Below are 21,995 nucleotides of genomic sequence, written 5' to 3' on the forward strand. Positions count from 1 at the left end.
GGCAGGACGGCAGCAGCTGGCGGCGGACCGGCCGCGGCGTGGCGGCGATCAGGGCTGCGCGGCCGGGGTCTCGGCATCGTCGTCTGCGGCCGCTTCGTCGTCGTCTTCATAGGGCTCGTAGAACACTTCGAGCTGTTTGCCGGGCTCGGACGCCTGCGCGGTCGGATCGGGGTTGACGGGTTCGATCGCACTGTCGGCGGTCGCCGGGTCTGCGCTGGCCGGGTCCGCGTCGCTACGCTCCTCGGCCGGTGCGGGCAGCACCATCTCCAGCCCGTCCGACTCGCTGCTGTCGAACGGCGAGAACAGCCCGGCCAGCTTGGCCAGAAAGCCGGTATCCGAATCCTGGACCGGCGCCGCTGCCTCGGCGGCTGCGAGTGCGCCGCTCGACGAGATTTCCGACACCATCACCGGCCGCTTCTGCGCCTCCAGCAAGGCCCGGGCGTCCTGTGCCTGCAGCTCCAGCCCGGCCAGTTCGTAGCACCTGACCAGCAACTGCAGCGCGCGATAACTGGCGGGCGTGCCCGGGTACTGGCCGATGATCTGCTCGGCGCGCTTGGCCGCCGCCACGTAGGCGCCGCGACGGACGTAGAAGTCGACCACGTGCAATTCGTGCGCCGCGATGCGGTTGCGGATGAAGACCATGCGGTCGTAGGAATCGCCCGCATAAGGGCTGTCGGGGAAGCGCTGGATCAGCAGCGAGAAATCGTCGAACGCGCGTCGCTGGCTGGTGACGTCGGACTTGGTCTCGTCCACCGGCAGGATCGCCAGGCCGCCCTCTTCGCGGTGATAGTTCACCAGGCCCTTGAGGTAGTAGATGTAGTCCACTTCCGGGTGGCGAGGGTGTTCGCGCAGGAAACGATCGGCGGCGGACAGCGCCAGATCGGGTTCGAAATTGCGATATAGCGAATAGATGCGCTCGAGCTCGCCCTGGGTGGCAAAGGGCGAAAACGGATGCTGGGTCGACAGGCGGTCGTAGCTCTCGATTGCGCTGGTGAAGTCGGAACTGTCCAGCGCAACGCGAGCACGTCGGTACAATTGCTCGGCACTCAAGGCCGCCAGCCGCGCTTCTTCGCGCCGCTTCGCCAACGGGTTGTCGCTCTCCGAAAACACGCTGGGGCGGTCGGCCTCCGTGCGTTCGGATCGCTCGCGATCGGTTTCGTCCCCTTCCTTCTTGGGGCTGGAACTGCACGCAGTTACGGAAACGGCGAGGATCGCCACCAGTAGCGACAGATTCTTCATTTGTTGAGGCAGGAACACTGGGCAAAAAACGTGCACGAGTATAGCCGATGACCACTCACGGGCCGGGCGAGCCCGACGGCAATGCGCCGGACCATGGCGCGTTGGAAGCGGACCTGGAACCGGATTCGGGACCGGACGAGAACTCTGCAGACTGCCCCGACCCGGTGCGGGTTCCCGAGCGCCTTGCCGGTCAGCGGCTGGACGCGGTGGCCGCCAAGCTGTTTCCCGACTGGTCGCGCTCGCGCTTGCAGGTATGGATCGAGCAGGGCCGCTTGCGACTTAACGGGGCTGCGGCCGAGCGCGCGCGGGTCGCCGTTGCCGTTGGCGACTTGCTGGAACTGGAGCCGGTGGCGGAACCCGATTTTCGCGTGCTGCCGCAGGCCATCGCCTTCGACGTGCTGTACGCCGACGAGCATCTGGCGATCGTGCACAAGCCGGCCGGCCTTACCACGCATCCGGGGGCCGGTCAGGCGGACGGTACCCTGCAGAATGGCCTGCTGCATCGCTTTGCGCAGACCGCCTTGGTGCCGCGCGCCGGCATCGTGCACCGGCTCGACAAGGACACCTCGGGACTACTGGCGGTGGCATTGAGCCTGCCGGCGCACACGCGTCTGGTGGCGATGCTGGCGCGCCGCGAGATTCGTCGCGAATACGATGCGGTGATCAACGGCACGCCGGTGAGCGGCACCACCATCGACGAGCCGATCGGCCGCAGCCCGCGCGACCGGCTCAAGATGGCGGTGGTCGAAGGCGGCCGCGATGCGGTCACGCATTTTCGCATCCACGAACGCTTTACCCATCACACCCATTTGCGGGTGCGCCTGGAAACCGGCCGCACCCACCAGATTCGCGTGCATCTGGCGTATCAGCGCATGCCGCTGGTGGGCGATGCGCTCTATGGCGGCGGCGGCGCGCGCGGCGCCGGATTATCCGAGCCGACTCGAGCCGTGCTGCAGGGCTTCCGAAGGCAGGCTCTGCATGCGCGCGAACTGGCTTTCGATCACCCCATCACCGGCGAAGCCCTGTGCGCGGCGGCCGAGATGCCGGAGGACATGCAGGCGCTGATCGCGGCGCTGCGGGCGGGCTGATTTTTCGGCCACGGATGCAAACGGATCCACACCGATGAAAGCGGACGCACGGACCACGGATGACGTGGATGAACACGGATAAAGCTACGGTGATTCGCGTGGATCGGCGTTCGTCTGCGCAATCCGCGGCATAAACCTTTTCGGCTTCAACCCGTGTCGATCGGTGTGCATCCGTGGCAAGAAGTCACCGCAGCTCGCGGTCCAGGAACGCCGCCCCTGCCTCGAACGCCGGACCGTCGGTCAGGAACGCGGTGATGTGCCCGCGGCCGCGCAGGATGAACAGCTCGCTGCGCACCCCGGCGGTGACCAGCGCTGCGTGGTAGTCCTCGGCATGGTCGACCGAGACCAGCAGGTCCGAGCCGCCGTGATAAATGAAGTGCGGTGAGTCGTCGGGGCTGACGTGGTGAAACGGCGAGGCCCGGCGAAACAGCTCCGGATTCTCCTGCAGGCTGGTGCCCAGCAGTTGCGGCACCAGCTTGCCGCCGGGGAACTTGGTCAGGTCGCTGGGAATGCCGCCGGCGACGACGGCAGCCGGGCGCGATTGTCCGTCAGCCGTCACCGTGCCCAGCAGAGCGGCCAGATGCGCACCGGCGGAATAACCCCAGGTGCCGATGCGATCCGCCTTCAGGCGGTACTCGTCGGCATGTGTGCGCATCCAGTCGTAGGCCAGGCGCACATCCTCGAACTGTGCCGGGTAACGATACTGCGGCGCAAAGCGATAGCTGGCACTGAACACCACGAAGCCGCGCCGGGCCAGGCGCTCGGCGATGGATTCCACCTGCTCGCGGTCGCCGCCTTCCCAGCCGCCGCCGTAGATCAGCAGCACACCCGGCCAGGGGCCGTCGCCGCGCGGAATGTAGACGTCCGCCAGCAGGCGCTGCGGCCAGCCCTCGGGTGAAAACGCCACGTCGCGAGTGAGATCGTATTGGGTGGATACCGGCGTCGGCGCGGGGGCGTCGGGTTTGCCGACGTGGCTGCTGCAGCCCACCAGCAGAAAGCCCAGACCCGACAGCAGCGAATGTAAACGCGAGAAAGTGCTCACAGCATCAGGTCCAGGGACAGGCCCACGAAGATCGCGGCGCCGAAATAGTGGTTGGCCAGAAAGGCTTTGAAGCAAGCGGCGGGATCGCGCTCGCGAATCTGCCACTGTTGATGCAGCGCCAGGGTGCTTGCCACCAGCAGGCCCAGCCACCACGCCGGGCCGAGCCCGACACCGGCGAGCGCCAGCAGGCTCAGTGCCGCCAGCTGCAGCGCAGCGGTGATGATGCGGTCGTGGTCGCCAAAAAAGATGGCGGAGGATTTCACCCCGATCTTCACGTCATCGTCGCGATCCGCCATGGCGTAGAACGTGTCGTAGGCCACCACCCAGCAAACATTGGCGATCATCAGCAGTAAGACGGTATTCCAGGGGACGCTATCCAATACGGCTGCGAAGGCCATCGGGATGCCCCAGGAGAATGCCAGCCCCAACACCGCCTGCGGCATCGCGATCCAGCGCTTGGTGAATGGATACAAGGCCGCCAGCACCACCGCCGGTACGCTCAGCAGCACCACGTGCAGATTTTGCAGGCTCAGCACCAGAGCCAACGCGAGGCTGCACAGCAGCGCAAACAGGATCATGGCCTCGCGCACGCTCACCAGACCGGCGGCGATGGGGCGGTCGCGGGTGCGTACGACATGCGGGTCGAAATTGCGATCCGCCACGTCGTTGATCACGCACCCGGCGGCGCGCATCAGCACCGTGCCCAGTACGAAGACCACGAACACGTGCAGCGACGGCGGGCCGTTGGCCGCAAGCCACAACGCCCACAGCGTCGGCCACAGCAACAGCCAGATGCCGATCGGCCGATGCATACGCATCAGGCGCCAGTAGTGGGGGAGTCGGGCGTTCAGGGTTCGAGCCATTCGCAAAAATTTTCAAGAATCACGCAAAGGCGCGAAGAGAAGCGCAAGGGCGCAAAGTATCGGTGGATGCTTCTTTACTTTGTGTTTTGCGGTGTTTTGCGTCTCTGCGTTTTTCTCTGCGTCTCTGCGTTTTTCTCTGCGCCTTTGCGTGATGCTTTCGAATCGTCACACCCGCGCATAACGCTCCACATCCCCGACCCAGCGCCGGATCAGGCTTTGCGCTTCGCCAGCGTGATGCTCCAGCCAGTCGTCGGCCAGGGTCTGCAGCGGCGGGATCAGTGCGGCGTCGCGCACCGGGTCGGCGATCTTCAGGCCGATCAGGCCGGTCTGGCGCCGGCCCAGCAGCTCGCCAGGGCCGCGCAATTCGAGATCGGCCTGGGCGATGCGAAAGCCGTCGGTAGTGGTGCGCATGGTTTCCAGGCGCGCACGCGCGGCCTGCGACAGCGGTGGCTGGTACAGCAGCACGCACTGGCTGGCGCGACTGCCGCGACCGACCCGCCCGCGCAACTGGTGCAACTGCGACAAGCCCAGGCGCTCGGCGTTGTCGATGACCATGATGCTGGCATTGGGCACGTCTACGCCCACCTCGATCACGGTGGTGGCCACCAGCAACTGCGTGCGGTTGTCCTTGAAGTCGCGCATCTCGGCTTCTTTCTGCTCGGCCTTGAGCCGGCCATGGACCAGGCCGATGCGCAGGTCGGGCAGCGCCTCGCGCAGTTTTTCGGCGGTGATGGCAGCGGCCTGCGCTTCGATCTCGTCGTTCTCTTCGATCAGGGTGCACACCCAGTACACCTGTCGTCCTTCGCGGCAGGCCGCACCGATGCGGGCCAGCACCTCGTCACGCCTGGAGTGGCCGATCACGGCGGTGGTGATCGGCGTACGGCCAGGTGGTAGTTCGTCGATCACCGAGACATCGAGATCGGCGTACAGCGTCTGCGCCAGCGTGCGCGGAATCGGGGTGGCCGACATCACCAACTGGTGCGGGGTCAGGCCGGCAGGGCCCTTGTCGCGTAGTGCAATGCGCTGCTGCACGCCAAAGCGGTGCTGCTCGTCCACCACCGCCAGCGCCAAGCGCGCGAACGTCATCCCGACCTGGAACACCGCGTGGGTGCCCACCACCACCGCCGCCTCGCCGGAGGTGACAAGCTGGCTGCGTGTTTCGCGCTCGCGCTTGCGCAGCTTGCCGGTGATCAGCACCGGCTCGATGCCCAGCGGTGCCAGCCAGCGTTGCAGGTTGGCGTGGTGCTGTTCGGCCAGCAGTTCGGTTGGTGCCACCAGAGCCGACTGCAAGCCGGCACGCGCGGCGGCCAGCATCGCGATGGCGGCGACCACCGTCTTGCCCGAGCCGACATCGCCCTGCACCAGGCGCAGCATCGGGCGCGGGCCGGCCAGGTCTTGCGCCAGTTCCTGCAGCACCCGCTGCTGCGCCTCGGTGAGCGCGAACGGCAGTTGCGCGCACAGCGCGTCGCGGGCGCCGTCGAGGTCGGCCAGCCCCGGCGCGGGACGTTCGCGGATCTGCCTGCGCAGCAGGCGCATGCACAACTGGTGCGCCAGCAGTTCCTCGCGGATCAGGTGTACCTGGGCGGGGTGGCGCAGTGCCTGCAGGGCCTGCGCATCTGCGTCGCCCTCCGGTCGATGGATGGCGTTCAGTGCGTGCAGGGTCTGCTGCGGGCCCAGGCCGGGCAGGGCACGGCTGAGGCTGCTGTCCCTGGCCGCAGTGTCCAGCGCCTGCGCGATCAGGCGACGCAGGCGCGGCTGGGTCATGCCGGCGGTGAGGGGGTAGACCGGCGTGAGCCGGGTGTCGAGAACGGGCGCATCGTCACCGTCCACCCACTGGTACTCCGGGTGCACCATTTCCAGTCCGTTGCGACCGGCGCGAACGCTGCCGAAGACCTGGATCTGCCGGCCCCGGACAAAGCCCGAGCGCTGCGCCTCGTTGAAATGGAAGAAGCGCAGCAGCAGGCCGTGGCCGCCGTCGTCTACGGCCACCAGCAGCATGCGGCGCGGCGAGAAACGCACCTCCGCCACTTCCACTCTGCCGCGCGCCAGGGCTTCCATGCCCTCGCGCAGATCGGCCAGCGGCGTGACATGGCGCCGGTCTTCGTAGCGCAGCGGCAGGTGGAACAGCAGGTCGCCCACCGTGTGCAGGTCCAGCGCGCGCAGGGCGGAGGCCGCCTGCGGCCCGGCGCCCTTGAGATAGGTGAGTTCGGTCGACAGCGCCAGCGCTGGTGGCAGCCCGGATCGGGTGTCGCGGGAGTTGCTGGAGCGGGTCATGCCGGGAGTATTGGCGGCCTCGTGGCGGCGCGCTTGGTCACGTGGGTGCGCCGCACGCTGCGCTGTTGCCTTCGGTGCTTGGCTCAACCCGGCGCCTTGGGTTCTTCGGGTCGCTCCTGTCCCTGCGCGTTCTGCTCCAGCACCGCAGCGGCGCGGGTGTCGTCGTTGCTGCGGGTCAGCGCGGCGCCGGACACCGAGGCACGGTTGAGGGCGCCCATCTGGTTGAGCGCGGCAGCGTCGCGGTTGGAGGTCGGTGCCACGAAGATGCGCTGGTCGGCGGCAAACTCGACTAGCAGGTTGCCGATGCGCTCGGCCTCGTCGGGAACGCCGGCCATGGAGATCAGATCGCGCGGATCGTTGACGTCGAAGCACACCGAGAACAGATCCGCCACCCACAGGCGCACGGTCATGTCCTCGATGTTGATCACGTGCTTGGTGGTCTTGATGGTGTCTTCCAGGGTGCGTCCATAGTCGACCTGCGACTTCTGGTAGTTGCCGTCGATCTCCAGCCAGTAGGCGCGCGAGCTGAACTCGAAGCGTCGCCACAGAAAATTGCTGATCGAAAACGCATACAGGCTGATCACCACCATCTGGATCGACACCAGCAGGCCGGTGTAACTCATCGGGCCATCGCGGTGGGCGTTGACGGCCAGATAGATGGCGCCGGCACTGCCGATCCCCAGCGCCAGCAGATCCAGCAGCGTCAGAAACCGGTACTCGCGCAGGCGCAGCGCATCGGCAAAGCGCAGCAGTCCGGAATCGCGCGGCACCGGCTGGGTTTCCTCCACCACGTCGGCGCGGAATTTTCCGGCGTCGGCGTCCACCACCGGCTCTTCGCGGACGATCTCGCGGTTGGGAATCCGTTCGACCCAGTGCTCCTGCATGATGCGGTAGAACTCCACCACGAGTTGCCTCGGGTGGGCGTTCATCGACGCCCGGGTCAGGGAATTCGCACTGTTGATTCGTTCCGGCACCATCACCATGCTGAGCAGCGCTGCGATGATCATGCCGTTGATCAACAGCGCCAGGCTCAATGCCACGGCGTTGAGCACCGCGAAATTGAGGACGGTCGGCGCGGCGGGCAGATTGGCACCCAGCAGCCCTAGGGCGGTGGGCCCCAGGATCGACAACGCCAGCAGCACGATCAGGTGCAGTGGCGTGAATACGAGCTTGCGCCCGCGCTCGGCGATCGGCAACAGAATGAACGCCGAGATCAGCACGAAGAACAGCAGATTCACCCAGCCCGAAATATTCACCGCGACGCCGCCGACGGTGGCCACCAGATAGCACAGGCCGATGCCCGCCAGTACCAGCATGTTGTTGAACTGCTGGCGCGCCCGGAACTGCACCGGCCGTGGCGAAAACACCAGGTTGGGCACCATGCGGTACAGCAACTGGTCCGACGCGCTGGTCGGCGTGGGGAAAGCGATGGCGTTCTGGCGGATGGTCTGGCGCAGGTCCTGGTCGTCGCGAAAGCCGCCGGGCTGGTCGCGGCCGAACCAGAACGTGAACTGCCTCAAAATGCGCGCCACCGCCCACACGCCGTAGCCCAGCAGCGACAGCCCCAGCAGCAGCGCCAGCAGGGTGGTCGCAGTGTCCTTTGCCGCCAGCGCGGTCTTGGCCGCATACAGCGAGCTGATGCCGCCAATCACCAGCACCGCGGCCAGCGTGCCGAGCACCGCGTTCTCGATGCGGTGCGGATTCGGCAGGTTGAAGCGGCTGGATTCGGGGTTGTACTCGTACGACATGCGAAGGGTTCCCCCTGGTATCGATCGACCTCAATCGGTGTCTGCGGCGGCTCGCAGCAGCAGCTCACTGCACGCGTGGATGTCAGTCGAGCACCATGACGGCATCGGCTTCGACCCGTGCGCCCTTGGGCAGCGCTGCCACACCTACCGCGGCACGCGCGGGGTAGGGCTGCTGGAAATACTGTCCCATGATCTCGTTGACCTTGGCGAAGTGCGCCAGGTCGGTCAGGAAAATGCCGAGCTTGGCGATCTGAGCCAGCGACCCGCCCGCGGCTTCGGCCACCGCGCGCAGATTGGCGAAGACTTGGTGAATCTCGTCCTCGATGCTGGTGTTACGCATCTCCATGGTCTTGGGGTCCAGCGGAATCTGGCCGGACAGGAACACCGTCTGGCCGCAGCGCACCGCCTGCGAGTAGGTGCCGATGGCGGCGGGTGCTCGATCGGTGTGGATGATCTGTCGGCTCATGTCGGGCTCCGGCTTTCTGGTGGTTCGGTGCTGCGCGGCCGGCGTCGGTCGACGCTCTTGCGCATCTTGAGATTGACCATCTCCACGCCGACCGAGAACGCCATGGCGAAGTACAGATAGCCCTTGGGAATGTGGAAGTGCAGGCTTTCCGCCACCAGTGCGCCGCCGACCATGATCAGGAAGGCCAGCGCCAGCACCTTCACCGTCGGATGCGCATCGACAAAACGCGACAGCGGTCCGGCAAAGAACATCATGGTGATGATGGCGATGGTGATGGCGGTGACCATGATCGGCAGGTTGTCGGTCATGCCCACCGCGGTGATCACCGAGTCCAGCGAGAACACGATGTCCAGGATCATGATCTGCACGATCGCGCCCAGATAAGTGATACCGCGTCGCGGTACTTTGACCATGCCTTCGTCGTCGCCGCCTTCCAGCGATTCGTGAATCTCGGTGGTGGCTTTCCACAGCAGGAACAGGCCGCCGAAGAACAGCACCAGGTCGCGGCCGGAGACGGCGAACTCCATCAGGCTGAACAGTGGTTTCACCAGGCTGGCCATCCACGCCAGCGAGAACAGCAGGCCCACGCGGGTGAACAGCGCACCGGCCAGGCCCAGGGTGCGCGCCCGCGCCTGCTGATGCGCCGGCAGCTTGGAGACGATGATGGAGATGAAGATGATGTTGTCGATGCCCAGGACGATTTCCAGGGCGGTCAGGGTCAACAGCGCAGCCCAGAGTTCGGGCTGCAGAAGAGCGTCCATGGGAGTTCGCAGGTTGGCTGAGCGGCGACCATGATAGCGGTGCCGCGGTCTTGCGCGGGCGGCTTGGCTGGCGGCGCTGTCACGGAAGCTTCACCGCGTCGTCACGGGGTTTTTATCGCTTCGCCCTAGCCTGCGGGAGGTATGAAAGGTATCGGCGGAGGTCAGCCATGAGAATCGCCTGGGGCGTGATGGGCTACGGACGCGGACACGCCATGCGCACGATGAGTGTGCTGCCCGAATTGATGAAGGAACACCAAGTCACCGTGTTCACCGCTGGCGACGCCTACGAGGTGCTGGCGCCGAAGTTCCCGACCGTACGCATTCCCATGATCGGGTATCGCTACAACGACCGCGGAGGTCACAGTCTGCCGCGCACGGTCAGCGACAATCTGGGGCCGATGGCCGATCTGCTGCTGGGCGGGCCGGGCATGGATCAGGTCGAGCGCGAGTTTAAGGATCGTGGCATCCAGTTGGTGATCTCGGACTCCGAGGCCTGGACGCACCGCGTGGCGCAGCGGTTGAAGCTGCCGCGAATCAGCTTCGATCACGTCGGCATTCTGGCCTATTGCAAGCCGCACTTCCCGCCCGACTTGTGGGCGCTGGGCATGCGCGATGCGTTCGGCTATCGCGCGCTGATGGGCGTACCCGAACGCATTCTCATCTCCAGCTTCTACCAGGCCGAGCCGGCGTATCCGGGCGTGCGCATCGTCGGGCCCATGCTGCGCGACGAGGTGCTGCGGGCCAGGGCGACCACCGGCGAACACCTGCTGTGCTACTTCAACAAGGGCGAGCATCAGTACCGGCCGCACATCGACCGCGCGCTGCGCCTGCTGGACCTGCCGGTGGTGATCTACGGAACCCCCTACCGCGGCAAGGTCGAGAACCTGGATTTTCGCGCGCCCAGCAACGAGTGGTTCGTGCACGATCTGGCGTCGTGCCGTGCGGTGATCAGCACCGCCGGCAACCAGACCATCGGCGAGGCGATCCACTTCGGCAAGCCGATCCTGGCGCTCCCTGAAGACGCTTTCGAGCAGCGCCTCAACGCGCACCTGATCGAGCGCATGGGTGTCGGCATGCGCGCCGAACTCAATCGCCTGACGCCCAGCGATGTCGATCGCTTCCTGGGCCACGACGACAGCTATCGCGCCCACATGAGCGAACACGCGCGCGACGGTCGCGCCGAGGCGGTCGAAACCCTGCACCGTTTCATCGGCGAATTGATGCAGCAGAAACCAGCGCGTCGGCGTACCGGCAAACGTCTGGGCCAGCCGCAGACCGTGCGCGCCTGAGCGGGCGCGGCGTTCGCCAGCGGCACGCGGTGCAGCCCGTCGTGCGGGCCGAACGACACGCTCAGCCCAGAAAGCGTTCCAGCAGCCGGCACATCAGGCGATTGTTGAGCGCAAAGGCATCCAGACGCGGCAGCACCCGATCGGGCGCCTGCACGTAGGTTTCGGGCGCCGGGGTATTCACCTGGTACCAGCGCCGCGCGTCGGCCGCGGTGACCTCCAGGTGGAACTGCAGACCCAGCACGTGGTGGCCGTAGACGAAGGCCTGGTGCGCGCAGGCATCGCTGCAGGCCAAGTTCTGCGCACCGGGTGGAATGGCGAAAGTATCTCCATGCCAGTGAAAAGCCTCGAAGGTCTGCGGCCAGTCGGCGAACAGCGGATGGGCTTGGCCCTGAGTGTTGAGCCTGACGTCGAACCAGCCGATCTCGGGGTGGGGGTTGCGCGTCACCGGCGCGCCCAGCACGTCGGCGATCAGCTGCGAGCCCAGGCAGATGCCCAGCACCCTGCGCTGCGCCTCGATGGCGGCGCGGATGAAGCGCTTCTCCGGCGCCAGCCAGGGATGCTCGGCATGCTCGTAGATGTTCATCGGCCCACCCATGACGATCAGGGCGTCGAAGGCGTCGACCGACGGCAGCGTATCGCCCGCCGGCAGGCAGGTCTTGCCGACTTTGGCATCGCGTTGCGCCAGCCAGGGCGTGATGCAGCCGGGGTCTTCGTGGTCGGCGTGTTGCAGCCAGTGGATGCGCATGATCGGCCGGCGGGCAGGGGTGCGGCGTAGTGTGCCGGGTCCCGCCGCCGGCCACCGCTTTCGTTGCCGCCAGGCGCCGCCGGCGCGCCGGCCCTGTCGCTGCGGTCCGCCTTGCGGCGCAATAAGCGTCGGTAAATGGGCGGCGGCGGTGACATGGAGATTTTCCTGATGGCGGCAGCGCTCGGCGCGGCCCTGGCGGTGTGGTGCGAGGAGCGCGCAGCTGGGCGTCATCGCGCGTTCTACCTGCTCAAGCCGGCGACCACGCTGCTCATTCTGGGGGCGGTGCTGACGGCGCCCGGTGCCGACCCCGACTATCGCCTGTGGGTAGCGGTGGCGGTGCTGCTGTCTACTTGCGGCGACATTGCCCTGATGCGCCACGACGACGCCGGCTTTCTGGTCGGCCTGGGCAGTTTTCTGCTGGCGCACAGCGTGTTTGTGGCCGCGTTTCTGCTCGACGGCGTGCAGGCGCCACCCGGGTGGACGGCGGTTCCGGTCACGGCCGGGCTGGTGTTCCTGTTGTGGTTGTTGCCGCGCACCGGGCGCCTGCGGCTGCCGGTGGCAGTCTACGCGGCGGCGCTGGTGGCGATGAGTGTGGCGGCGGCGGTCAGGATGGAGATTCGGGACGACCGCGGGGCGATGCTGGCGGCCATCGGCACGCTGGTTTTCCTGCTGTCGGATGCGGCCCTGGCCATCCGCCGCTTCCACCGCCCTTATCCCCATGCCCAGGCGGTTATTCTGTCTACTTATTGGTCAGCGCTAGGCCTGATCGCGCTATCGGTGGCTGGCGGTACGGCCCTTGCGCCGGCCTGAGCCCAGCGGCAACATGGCTGCCGTGGCGGTTTTGTTCAGCTTCCGTTCGAGAAGCATGGCCCCCGCCCGCCGCGCCCCCTGAGCCTGGGCGCGTTTGGTCCTGTAACGCAGTCCCCCCACTCTCCCCAACTGCGTTGCAGCGGGGCGGTCGGACCCTACCGACCGCCCCGATTTTTTGCCCGCCGGGGCTGGCGGTTCCGGCTCAGGGGGCCGCGTGACCCGCACGATCGCCGAGACTGATCGCGCGGCAGCGTTGCGTCCGCACTTGCAGCACTTCGCGCTCCAGCACGGTGTCGTCGAGCAGCACGTCAAAGCTCAGGCGGCCGTCGGCCAGGGCGTCCGCCGGGATGCGATAACGCACCCCGTCATCCAGCGGATTGGCGCGTGGGGCCGCAGCCAGATCGACGAAGCGGGCGCCGAGGTCGTTGTCGCCCAGCAGGCTCAGGGCCAGGGAAGCGCTGTTCTCGCCGTTGCCGAAACCGACGTCCACGTGCAGGGCGTAGTCGGGCCGTTGCAGCCGGTACGACACCGGCACCTCGCGGCTGAGCAGGCAGCCGTCCATGGGGGCGTAGCGAATCTCGAAGCGCTCGAACTCGCGGTGGTCGATCTGCAGGGTCTCGCGTTGGTAAAGCTGCGGCGCGCAAGCGCTCAGTCCGGCCAGGCAGCCCAGCGACAGCAGCAGGCGCCGGGTGCGCTCAATCGACATGCAGCGACCCCGACATCGTCACCACCGCATGACCGCCGACGCTGATCGCGGCCACCGCGCCGTCATGCACACGGGCGCCGATCTCGATGCGGCTGGGGCGTCCCATCTCCAGGCCCTGCGCCACCGTCCAGCGCCAACCGTCCGGGCTCGCCCGACCCTGGTCGATCCGGTCCTGCGCCAGGCGTGCGCCCAGGGCGGCGGCGGCCGAACCGGTGGCGGGGTCTTCGCCGATGTCGGGTGCAAACATGCGACAGCGCAGTTCGCCCTCGTAACCCAGCGCATAGACGTATAGGCCATAAGCGGCGCAGGACCGCAGCAGTTGCGGCAGTGCGCCCCAATCCACCTCAATGCCGGCCAGGCATTCCGGGCCGCGCAGCGCCAGCAGCAGGAACGGCAGGCCGCAGCCGGCCACCCGCGCCGGCTCCGCGTTGCCGAGATCGGTGACAGCGAGCCCGAGCACGGCGGCCAGGTGCTGGCGATCATCGAGTGAGGGCCCGAACTGAGGAGGCTGCGCAGTGAGCAGCTCCGCGCAGAGCCCGTCGGCACCGTTGCGGATCGTCACCGGCACCGCGCCGACGCCGGTCTGCAGGTGCAGCCGCGCTTGGCTGCCGGGCGGCACCAGACCAAGTTCGGCCAGCGCGCAGGCGGCGCCGACGATGGGGTGGCCGGCGAACGGCAGTTCCGCGCGCGGCGTGAAGATGCGCAGGCGCATCGCACAGTCGTCTTGCGTGGCGGCGACCGGAAACACCGTTTCGGACAGGTTGAACTCTTGCGCCACGCGCTGCAGCTGCGCCGGTGCGAGCGCGTCGGCACCCATCACCACCGCCAGCGGATTGCCGTGGTAGCGGCGCCGGCTGAACACGTCCAGGATGAGAAAGCTCAGTTCGCTCACGCACGACTCACTGGAAGCGGCCGCCGATGACGCGGCCGTCGCTGTCGAGTTCGGCGGAGTAGCGGCTGTTGTCGGTGCGAAACTCCTTGGTGGCGATCTCGCCCGGCAGAACCACGGTCAGGCCGGGGAAACGCGCGCGCAGCGCCGCCGGAGTCGGCCGCGTGGCGATGAATTCGGAAAACGCACCCAGGTCCTTGATGCCGCTACGCCCGGGGGTAAGGGTTTCGACCGGTTGCACGCGCAGTGGCTCCTCAGGTGCGGGCGGGGGCTTGGGTGTACAGGCGCCGGCCAATAATGCGCCGACCAGCAGCCAGGCGCAGGTGGGTTTGGACAGTGGGGTCGGGGTATCAGGCATGTTGAGCGCCGCAGGACAGTCCAAGTGTGAGCCTAGCATCGCCCCACCACCACGGTCGCCACGGCGTAAAATCGGCGGTCGGATTTCGGAGGGCCGGGTGGCGGACGTGAACAGGTTTGCGGTGATCGTAGTGGGCGGCGGCCATGCCGGCACCGAGAGTGCGTTGGCGGCGGCGCGCATGGGCGCGTCGACCTTGCTGGTCACGCAGTCCATCGAAACCCTGGGCCAGATGTCCTGCAATCCCGCGATCGGCGGCATCGGCAAGGGCCATCTGGTACGCGAGATCGACGCGCTCGGCGGCCTGATGGCGCGTGCTGCCGACCGCGCCGGCATCCAGTTCCGCACGCTCAATGCTTCCAAGGGTCCGGCGGTGCGTGCCACCCGCGCTCAGGCCGACCGCATGCTCTACAAGTGGGTCGTGCGCGAAGCGCTGGAGAACCAGCCCAACCTGACCCTGTTCCAGCAGGAGGTCGAAGACCTGATCGTTGAAGGCAATCGCGTGGGTGGCGTGATCACGCGCATGGGGCTGAAGTTCTTTGCCGATGCGGTGGTGCTCACCACCGGGACCTTCCTGGGCGGCCGCATCCATGTCGGGCTCGAACAGCAATCCGGCGGACGCGCCGGCGATCCGCCGTCGATCGCGCTGGCACAGCGTCTGCGCGAACGCATGCCGCGCATCGGCCGACTCAAGACCGGTACGCCGCCGCGGCTCGACGGCCGCAGCATCGACTGGTCGGTGCTGGTCGAACAACCCGGCGATACGCCGGTGCCAGTGTTTTCCTTCATGGGCAGCGCAGCCGATCACCCGCGCCAGGTGTGCTGTCACATCACCCACACCAACGCTCGCACGCACGACATCATTCGCGAAGGTTTCTCGCGCTCGCCCATGTTTACCGGTGCGATCGAAGGCACCGGCCCGCGCTACTGCCCCAGCGTGGAAGACAAGGTCAACCGGTTTGCGGACAAGACTTCGCACCAGATCTTCCTGGAACCCGAAGGCCTGAATACCCGCGAGGTGTACCCCAACGGCATCTCCACCTCGCTGCCCTACGATATTCAGGAACGCTTCGTGCGCAGCATCCGCGGGCTGGAACAGGCGCGCATCACCCGACCGGGATACGCGATCGAGTACGACTACTTCGACCCGCGCGACCTCAAGACCACGCTGGAAACCAAGACCTTCAGCGGCCTGTTCTTCGCCGGTCAGATCAACGGCACTACCGGGTACGAGGAGGCCGCCGCGCAGGGCCTGCTCGCCGGTATCAACGCCGCCCGCCACGCCCAGCATCTGGAAGCCTGGGCGCCGCTGCGGCATCAGGCCTACATCGGCGTGCTGGCGGACGACCTGGTTACGCGCGGCACCGCCGAGCCTTACCGCATGTTCACCTCGCGTGCCGAGCATCGGTTGTCCCTGCGCGAAGACAACGCGGATGCGCGGCTCACGCCGGTGGGTCGCGAGCTCGGACTGGTCGACGACAGGCGTTGGGCGGCGTTCTGCGCCAAGCGCGAAGCGGTGAGCGCCGAACGCACGCGGCTGCAAAATCTGTGGCTGAAGCCCGCGCAGTTGTCGACACCTGCGTTCGTCGAGGTGTTCGGCGATCCGCCGGCGTCCACCGGATTTTCGGCGCTGGACCTGCTGCGACGTCCGCAGGCGAGCATGAGCCTGCTGCGCAGTCTGGGACTGGTGGACGATTCGCTCGACGCCACAGTGGCCGAGCAGGTGGAGATCGGGTGTAAGTACGCGGGCTATCTGGCGCGCGCACAGGTGGAGATCGATCGCAATCTGCGTTACGAAGGCGCTGCGATTCCGGCGGGGTTCGATTACGGCGAGATTCGCGGGCTCTCCACCGAAGTACGCGCCAAGCTGGTGGCACATCGGCCGCAGAGCGTGGGTCAAGCCGCGCGCATCTCGGGCGTGACGCCGGCGGCGGTGTCGCTGCTGCTGGTGCATCTGAAGAAGCTGGGGCAGTTGCGACTCAGCGCCTGACCGCGGGTGCGGTTATCGCCGACGGCCCGCCCCTTCAGAGCGCGTCGACACCTCGATCAATTCTGCAGGCACCAGTGCAGTTGCGGGCCGTGCTCGCGCAACCAGCGTCGATGCGTTTCGAAGCCGGGCATCTGGCGCGCCACCAGTTTCCAGAAGCGCTCGCTGTGATCGTGGTAGCGCACGTGGCAGAGCTCGTGCACCGCCACGTAACGCAACACTGCCGGAGGTGCCATCACCAGGCGCCACGACAGACTGATCAGACCTTGCGCGGTGCAACTGCCCCACAGGGTTTTCTGATCGGCGATGCGCGGGCCGCTGTAGCGCACGGCCAGACGTTGAGCCTCTTCGTTCAGTATGCGCTGCGCATCGTCCAGCGCGGCATGCTTGAGACTGTCCTTGAGCAGTTTATGCAGGCGCGCGGGTTGCGCCAGCCAAGCGGGCGGCACGAACAGGTCGATGCCCGATTCGTTGAGTCGCGCCGCCGGCTTGCGCAGGCGCGAGGCCAGCAGCCGCAGCGGCACTTCGCGGCCGCGCAGCATCAGGCGGTCGCTGCCGTCCCACTTCAACTGCGGCGATGCGCGCTCGGGCTGTTCGGACAGGCGCAGTTCGAGTTCCGCGATCTTCTCGCGGATCCACGCTTCGCGACTGAGCAGAAACGCGCGGCCTTCGCTCTTGGGCACGAAGCGGGGAATGGTCAGACGCACTTCCGAAGGCGAACGCACTTCGATGCGGATACAACGTGCGCGCGCGCTGATCCGTTCGTCAACACGGTAGGCGTCGAACAGCAGATCCAGTTGTTTCGATGCGGTCATCGGCTCACGTCTAACCAATGGGCCGGCAGCTTAGACCTGACCGTATCGGTGCGCCAGCGTTGACGGCGTGCGCCGAACCTGATCGTGATCGCGTACGACGCAGACGCTCGCAGGCAACCGCGCATCGAGACCTCACGACAGGCGATTCAAGGCATCGAGATCGTCGCTGTTGAGCAATACGATCTGTTGCTCCTGCGGCGAGCGTCGACGATCGTCGCGACCGATTCCCAGCATGCGCAGGTAATAGGGCGCAAGCGCCACGCGCACGCGCGCTTCGCGCTGTCCGTGCAGCATGCCGTAGTCCTGTTCCACCACGCGCTTTTGTGCCGGCGTCAGATCGGGATGCGCACCGATACGGATCGGCACGAAGTGCTGCCAGTCCCAATCGCCGTCGGCGCTGCGCGTGCAAGGCTCCAGCAGCTCCGGCAGTCCGCAGATGCGCGACAGCAGGAAATCGCGATAGCTCTCGTGCGTCGCCGACCATGCCCGCGCATGCCAGCGTCCGGCATGTGCAAGCACGTGCGGGGCGATCTTCAGGCGACGCGGCTCCGGGTGGGTCATCGACTGATAGTCGATGGCCAGCCAGCGGCGCTCGCGGATGGCGGTGTTGAGACGCGCGAGCACGCGCACGTCAAATTCGCGGCCGGGCGCTTCGAGCATCTCCGCAGCAACGTCGCCGCTGCTGGCCATCGCCAGCGGCAGATCCTGCGGGGTGTCGCGATGCGCCAGCACCTGCAGGTACTCGCCAGCGGAGCCGCGCAACAGACAGGGCACGAAAGTATCGCTGGGATGAAAGAGGCCGGTGAGTCGGTCGGCCACCAGATTGTCGGGGGCGAGACGACGATAGCGGGCGAGATCGCGCTCGGCCTTGCCGGTGGAGACGTCGAAGGTGTCGCGAATGTCGCCGACACTCACCGCGCCGCGCCATATCAGCAACGCCTCGGCAAAGCGCAGACGCTGACGCTGATCCCAGGGCAAGCGCGGGTCGTTGGCAATGGGACTCATGGCATCGCTCGATCGAAAGGGGGCGGGAAGTGAGACCGCGACGGCGATGGCGGCATCAGACATCGATGCAGCGCGCAGAGGCGAGAGGAAAAAAATCGTCACATCGCTGAAAAAGTCCTGTGCTCGGGCGCTGGCGGGTTCCATTCACGCGCTTATCCACAAGCTTATCCAGCCGATCTGTCGATAACTTTCCGGACACCGACTCGACCCCGTCACGAGTTGGCGGTGTAGCCGAGGCGTTCGAGCACGCCGTCGAGTTCGTCGAGCGAGTGGAAGCTCACGCGCAGCTCGCCGCGCCCGCTCTTTTCGTGGCTGATCGCCACCGGACAGCCGACCAGGTCCGACAACTGCCGCTCCAGGCGTTCCCAGTCGCCGGGTTTGCCGGGGCTGAACACCGGTACCGGATGACGATGCTGCGACACCCTGCGTTCGAGTTGCCGCACGGTGAGCTTGTGCCGAACGATCTCGTCGGCGAAGCGCAGCTGGTCGCGCGCAGGCAGCGCGGCAAGGACTTTGGCATGGCCGAGCAGGATGTGCCCCTCGTTGACCAGCGCGGCGACACGTTCTTCCAGATTGAGCAGGCGCAGATAGTTGCTGACGTACTCGCGCGACTTGCCGATGCGTTCGCCGATCTGATCGTGGGTGAGTTCGAAGGTCTCGCCCAGACGCTTGAGACCGGCTGCGGTTTCGATCGGCGACAGCGACTCGCGCTGCAGATTTTCGATCAGCCCGAGCACGAAGGCCTCGTCTTCGGACAGATCGTCGCGCAGCACCGCGGGAATATCGTGCAGGCCGGCCAGCTGCGCCGCCCGCCAGCGGCGTTCGCCGGCCAGCAGCTCGTAGCCCCACACGCGCGTGCGCAGCACGATGGGCTGCACCACGCCGGACTCGCCGATGGACCGTGCCAGTTCCTGCAGGCTGGCAGCGTCGAAATGCCGGCGCGCCTGGGTGCTGCCGGGACGGATCAGGTCGACCGGCACGACGCGAATCTGGGGGGCGACGCTATTCGACATGAGTGAGTCATTCTCGGCGCGGCGGGCAGGTGGGGCTTGCAAGGAACGGCCGTGCCACAATCCTGTCGGATTCGTCCCTGCCGAGCATTATCGTGGAAGACCAGTTCCGAGCCATCATCGAAGCCATCGGCGAGAACCCCGAGCGCGAAGGCCTGATCAAGACGCCGCAGCGTGCCGCCAAGGCGATGGAGTTTCTCACTCAGGGCTACGAGCAGGACCTCGACGAGATCGTCAACGGCGCCATCTTCCAGTCCAGCAACGACGAGATGGTGATCGTGCGCGACATCGAGATGTATTCGCTGTGCGAGCATCATCTGCTGCCCTTCATCGGCAAGTGCCATGTGGCCTACCTGCCGGCCGGCAAGGTCCTGGGACTCTCCAAGATTCCGCGTATCGTCGACATGTTCTCCCGCCGCCTGCAGATCCAGGAAAACCTGACCCAGCAGATCGGCAACTCCATCCAGCAGGTGACCGAGGCGCATGGCGTGGGGGTTGTCATCGAGGCGAAACACCTGTGCGCGATGATGCGTGGCGTCGAGAAGCAGAACTCCTCGATGATCACCTCGATGATGCTCGGTCGTTTTCGCGAAGATCCCCGTACCCGGCAGGAATTGCTCTCGCTCCTGCGGACCTGTGGCTAGAATGGCGCAGTCGGCGCCCGCATCTGCGCGCTACCGACGCCCGTAAGACCCACGACCGTGCCCGCAGCCCCACGACTATGGACGATACCGGCCCGCCTTCGCAGACCCGCCCGACAAGGGCGCCGCTGAGTCCCATGCGCCTCGGCACTCCCGAACAGGTGGAGGTGCTGACGGCGCTGGAACCGGCCGTGCGTGGCGAGATCGAGCTGCACGTCGAGCGCCGTCGGCTGTGGTTCCCCAACGACCTGATGCCGGCGGACGCCGCCGACCAGGATCAGCGCCTGGCCGAGGAGCAGCAGGTGCGCGACGCCGCCCGCGGTCTGCCCGACGAGGTGCGCATCGCGCTGGCGCTGAATCTGCTGACCGAAGAAGGCCTGCCGCACTTCCATCGCCTGATCGCGGTGTATTTCGGTCCGGCGTCGCCCTGGAGCGACTGGAACAATCTGTGGACCGCCGAGGAAGACCGCCACGGCTGCGTCATGCGCGATTACGTGCGCGACGCCCGCGTGTTCGACATGCGCGCGGTCGAGCAGATGCAGTTTCTCTACATCAAGGCCGGCTTCGAGCCCGAGTGGCAGCAGGATCCCTACCGGCTGCTGGCGTATACCTCGCTGCAGGAAAAGGCCACGCAGATTTCGCATGCCAACACCGGACGCATGGCTGCCGGTATCGAGCCGCGCCTGCAGCGGGTGCTGGCGCACGTGGCCGGCGACGAGTCGCGGCATTACCAGTTCTATCGCGCGGTGTTCGGCGAGATTCTGCGCGCCGACCCCGAACGGGCGATCGAGTCGCTGCTCAAGGTGACGCTCAATTTCGCCATGCCCGGCCACAACATCGCCGGCTTTTCGGACATGAGCGAGGTGCTGGGCCGCGCCGGCATCTTCGGCACCCGCCACTACCGGAGCATCGTGGAGGAACTGCTGGAGTACTGGCAGATCGGTGCGATGACAGGGCTGTCGGCCCATGCGCAGCACAATCAGGAACGGTTGATGAAGATCCCGGCGCGCTTGTCGCGCATGGCCGACTACGCCGACGCCAAGCTGCAGCGTCGCCGCTTCAGCTTTGACGTCATCTACGGGCGCAGTATCGAGCTGTGACGCCGCCCCCGCGGCAGCGCGGCAACGCACCTGGGTAGACTCCGGGTCTGCATCGATCGGCCGGAGCCTGGATGAAATCCTTGAAGGACAAACGCGTTCTGATCACGGGCGCGGGCAGCGGCCTGGGCCGCGCCTGTGCGCTCGAATTTGCCGCGCGCGGTGCGCGCGTGGCGGCCAGCGACAATCGCCTGGAAGCGGCCGAGCAAACCGCGCGGACGGTCGCGCAGCGCGGACCCGCCGGCATCGCGCTGACCCTGGATGTCACCTCCGAAGACGACTTCGCCGCCGCCGTCGCGGCGATGCAAAGGGCCTGGGGCGGCGTGGACGTGCTGGTCAACAATGCCGGTGTGGCCACCGCCGGCACCGTGGCCGACAGCCCGATCAAGCAGTGGCAGTGGGTGCTGGACATCAATCTGCTGGGCTGCGTGCGCGGCGCGCGCGCGGCGATCCCGGCGATGCAGGCGCAGAAATCGGGTCATATCGTCAACATCGCCAGCTTTGCCGGCATCGCCAACCCGCCTGCGGTGGCCAGCTACAACGCCGCCAAGGCGGCGGTGATCTCGTTGTCGGAGACCCTGCGCTTCGAGCTGTATCCCGACATCGGCGTCAGCGTGGCCTGCCCCTCGTTCTTCAAGACCGACCTGCTGGAGACCAGCCGCAGCGGCCAGCTCAGCGAAGCCGAGCAGGCCAGCTCGCCGCAGGTGGTACGTATCATGGACCGGCTGATGGCCAAGGCCAGCGTCACCGCCGAGGACGTCGCGCGCGATGTGGTGGATTCGGTGCAGTCCGGCCGCTTCCTGGTCATGAGCCATCCGGACGCACGTTCGCGCACGCGACTCAAACGACTTTCGCCCGAGCTCTACTTTCGCTTCGCGCAGAAAGCGACTGCTGCGTTCCTGCGCAAGTGATGCGATGCCGAGTCGGGAAATGGTGGGCCGTGCAGGGCTCGAACCTGCGACCTAAGGATTATGAGTTGCACGCTAAGGCAATAAGCCTTTGATAAATAATCGTTTATTGCCGTAAAATGCCGTAAGGCAAAGTATTGTCAAATCAGTAGCTTGGCGTAGTTTTGCGCAGACTGTCAGTCATTACATTTGTACCGCCAGTGTTACCGCACAGCTACTTCTTCGACCTGACTAGCCCGCTGCGGCGACTAAGCGAA

The 21,995-nt window shown here is 66.5% G+C and carries 21 protein-coding genes; 7 read left to right on the forward strand and 14 right to left on the reverse strand.

Translation table 11 applies throughout. The features are described from left to right. Positions 1–48: 48 nt before the first annotated feature. Positions 49–1,239: an outer membrane protein assembly factor BamD gene (locus tag ACOOHP_RS02895; RefSeq protein WP_420464959.1), complete on the reverse strand. Its 1,191-nt coding sequence runs from the start codon at positions 1,237–1,239 to the stop codon at positions 49–51. Between the two features lie 47 nt (positions 1,240–1,286). Here ACOOHP_RS02895 and rluD point away from each other — a divergent pair, with 47 nt between their 5' ends. Next, entirely contained in the window at positions 1,287–2,327 is a 1,041-nt protein-coding gene (rluD, locus tag ACOOHP_RS02900) for a 23S rRNA pseudouridine(1911/1915/1917) synthase RluD (RefSeq protein WP_420464960.1), read from the forward strand. A gap of 184 nt (positions 2,328–2,511) precedes the next feature. Here rluD and ACOOHP_RS02905 read toward each other — a convergent pair whose 3' ends face one another. From ACOOHP_RS02905 to ACOOHP_RS02930, 6 genes are all read right to left on the reverse strand, one after another. Then, positions 2,512–3,369 (reverse strand): alpha/beta hydrolase, encoded by an 858-nt coding sequence (locus ACOOHP_RS02905; RefSeq protein ID WP_420464961.1) that lies wholly within the window; start codon positions 3,367–3,369, stop codon positions 2,512–2,514. Beyond that, positions 3,366–4,232, reverse strand: coding sequence for a 4-hydroxybenzoate octaprenyltransferase (ubiA, locus tag ACOOHP_RS02910; RefSeq protein ID WP_420464962.1), 867 nt, complete (start codon positions 4,230–4,232; stop codon positions 3,366–3,368). The genes ACOOHP_RS02905 and ubiA overlap by 4 nt, the downstream gene beginning before the upstream one ends. Before the next feature lie 165 nt (positions 4,233–4,397). Then, positions 4,398–6,506, reverse strand: coding sequence for an ATP-dependent DNA helicase RecG (gene recG / locus ACOOHP_RS02915; RefSeq protein ID WP_420464963.1), 2,109 nt, complete (start codon positions 6,504–6,506; stop codon positions 4,398–4,400). A gap of 83 nt (positions 6,507–6,589) precedes the next feature. After that, a complete protein-coding gene (locus ACOOHP_RS02920; RefSeq protein ID WP_420464964.1) occupies positions 6,590–8,254 on the reverse strand; it encodes a hypothetical protein in 1,665 nt (554 codons plus the stop codon). An 82-nt stretch (positions 8,255–8,336) separates the two neighbouring features. Beyond that, positions 8,337–8,720: a RidA family protein gene (locus ACOOHP_RS02925; RefSeq protein WP_420464965.1), complete on the reverse strand. Its 384-nt coding sequence runs from the start codon at positions 8,718–8,720 to the stop codon at positions 8,337–8,339. After that, entirely contained in the window at positions 8,717–9,481 is a 765-nt protein-coding gene (locus ACOOHP_RS02930; RefSeq protein ID WP_420464966.1) for a TerC family protein, read from the reverse strand. Before ACOOHP_RS02930 ends, ACOOHP_RS02925 begins: the two co-directional genes overlap by 4 nt. Positions 9,482–9,648: 167 nt before the next feature. Here ACOOHP_RS02930 and ACOOHP_RS02935 point away from each other — a divergent pair, with 167 nt between their 5' ends. Further along, positions 9,649–10,770 carry a glycosyltransferase family protein gene (locus tag ACOOHP_RS02935; RefSeq protein ID WP_420464967.1) on the forward strand — a complete coding sequence of 374 codons (1,122 nt, stop codon included), beginning with the start codon at positions 9,649–9,651 and terminating at the stop codon, positions 10,768–10,770. 61 nt (positions 10,771–10,831) lie between these two features. On the opposite strand, the gene ACOOHP_RS02940 is transcribed toward ACOOHP_RS02935, so the two are convergent. Next, positions 10,832–11,515 carry a type 1 glutamine amidotransferase gene (locus ACOOHP_RS02940; RefSeq protein WP_420464968.1) on the reverse strand — a complete coding sequence of 228 codons (684 nt, stop codon included), beginning with the start codon at positions 11,513–11,515 and terminating at the stop codon, positions 10,832–10,834. Positions 11,516–11,668: 153 nt separating this feature from the next. Between ACOOHP_RS02940 and ACOOHP_RS02945 the strand changes: the two genes are divergently transcribed. Continuing rightward, positions 11,669–12,325 (forward strand): lysoplasmalogenase, encoded by a 657-nt coding sequence (locus ACOOHP_RS02945; protein WP_420464969.1) that lies wholly within the window; start codon positions 11,669–11,671, stop codon positions 12,323–12,325. Between the two features lie 202 nt (positions 12,326–12,527). Here ACOOHP_RS02945 and ACOOHP_RS02950 read toward each other — a convergent pair whose 3' ends face one another. Genes ACOOHP_RS02950 through ACOOHP_RS02960 form a run of 3 tightly spaced genes read right to left on the reverse strand, consistent with a single transcriptional unit; the run spans position 12,528 to position 14,278 of the window. Next, positions 12,528–13,031 (reverse strand): hypothetical protein, encoded by a 504-nt coding sequence (locus ACOOHP_RS02950; protein ID WP_420464970.1) that lies wholly within the window; start codon positions 13,029–13,031, stop codon positions 12,528–12,530. Next, complete coding sequence (locus ACOOHP_RS02955; protein ID WP_420464971.1) at positions 13,021–13,923, reverse strand: PhzF family phenazine biosynthesis protein; 903 nt, start codon at positions 13,921–13,923, stop codon at positions 13,021–13,023. The genes ACOOHP_RS02950 and ACOOHP_RS02955 overlap by 11 nt, the downstream gene beginning before the upstream one ends. A 7-nt stretch (positions 13,924–13,930) precedes the next feature. Next, positions 13,931–14,278 (reverse strand): hypothetical protein, encoded by a 348-nt coding sequence (locus ACOOHP_RS02960; protein ID WP_420464972.1) that lies wholly within the window; start codon positions 14,276–14,278, stop codon positions 13,931–13,933. A gap of 97 nt (positions 14,279–14,375) precedes the next feature. On the opposite strand from ACOOHP_RS02960, the gene mnmG reads away from it, so the two are divergent. Continuing rightward, entirely contained in the window at positions 14,376–16,265 is a 1,890-nt protein-coding gene (gene mnmG / locus ACOOHP_RS02965) for a tRNA uridine-5-carboxymethylaminomethyl(34) synthesis enzyme MnmG (RefSeq protein ID WP_420464973.1), read from the forward strand. Positions 16,266–16,321: 56 nt separating this feature from the next. Here mnmG and ACOOHP_RS02970 read toward each other — a convergent pair whose 3' ends face one another. The 3 genes from ACOOHP_RS02970 to ACOOHP_RS02980 form a co-directional block, all read right to left on the reverse strand. Next, positions 16,322–17,077 (reverse strand): M48 family metallopeptidase, encoded by a 756-nt coding sequence (locus ACOOHP_RS02970; RefSeq protein WP_420464974.1) that lies wholly within the window; start codon positions 17,075–17,077, stop codon positions 16,322–16,324. 132 nt (positions 17,078–17,209) lie between these two features. Next, positions 17,210–18,082: a WYL domain-containing protein gene (locus ACOOHP_RS02975; RefSeq protein WP_420464975.1), complete on the reverse strand. Its 873-nt coding sequence runs from the start codon at positions 18,080–18,082 to the stop codon at positions 17,210–17,212. Between the two features lie 212 nt (positions 18,083–18,294). Continuing rightward, positions 18,295–19,095, reverse strand: a complete 801-nt coding sequence (locus tag ACOOHP_RS02980; protein WP_420464976.1) for a ParB/RepB/Spo0J family partition protein — start codon at positions 19,093–19,095, stop codon at positions 18,295–18,297. Between the two features lie 92 nt (positions 19,096–19,187). On the opposite strand from ACOOHP_RS02980, the gene folE reads away from it, so the two are divergent. The 3 genes from folE to ACOOHP_RS02995 all read left to right on the forward strand — a co-directional run bounded on the left by folE (position 19,188) and on the right by ACOOHP_RS02995 (position 21,741). Continuing rightward, complete coding sequence (gene folE / locus ACOOHP_RS02985; RefSeq protein WP_420464977.1) at positions 19,188–19,736, forward strand: GTP cyclohydrolase I FolE; 549 nt, start codon at positions 19,188–19,190, stop codon at positions 19,734–19,736. Positions 19,737–19,870: 134 nt separating this feature from the next. Further along, positions 19,871–20,833, forward strand: a complete 963-nt coding sequence (locus ACOOHP_RS02990; protein ID WP_420464978.1) for an acyl-ACP desaturase — start codon at positions 19,871–19,873, stop codon at positions 20,831–20,833. Positions 20,834–20,904: 71 nt separating this feature from the next. Continuing rightward, a complete protein-coding gene (locus ACOOHP_RS02995; RefSeq protein ID WP_420464979.1) occupies positions 20,905–21,741 on the forward strand; it encodes an SDR family NAD(P)-dependent oxidoreductase in 837 nt (278 codons plus the stop codon). Positions 21,742–21,995: the final 254 nt, after the last annotated feature.

This window comes from Panacagrimonas sp. (assembly GCF_965216805.1).
Classification (GTDB): Bacteria; Pseudomonadota; Gammaproteobacteria; order Nevskiales; family Nevskiaceae; genus Panacagrimonas.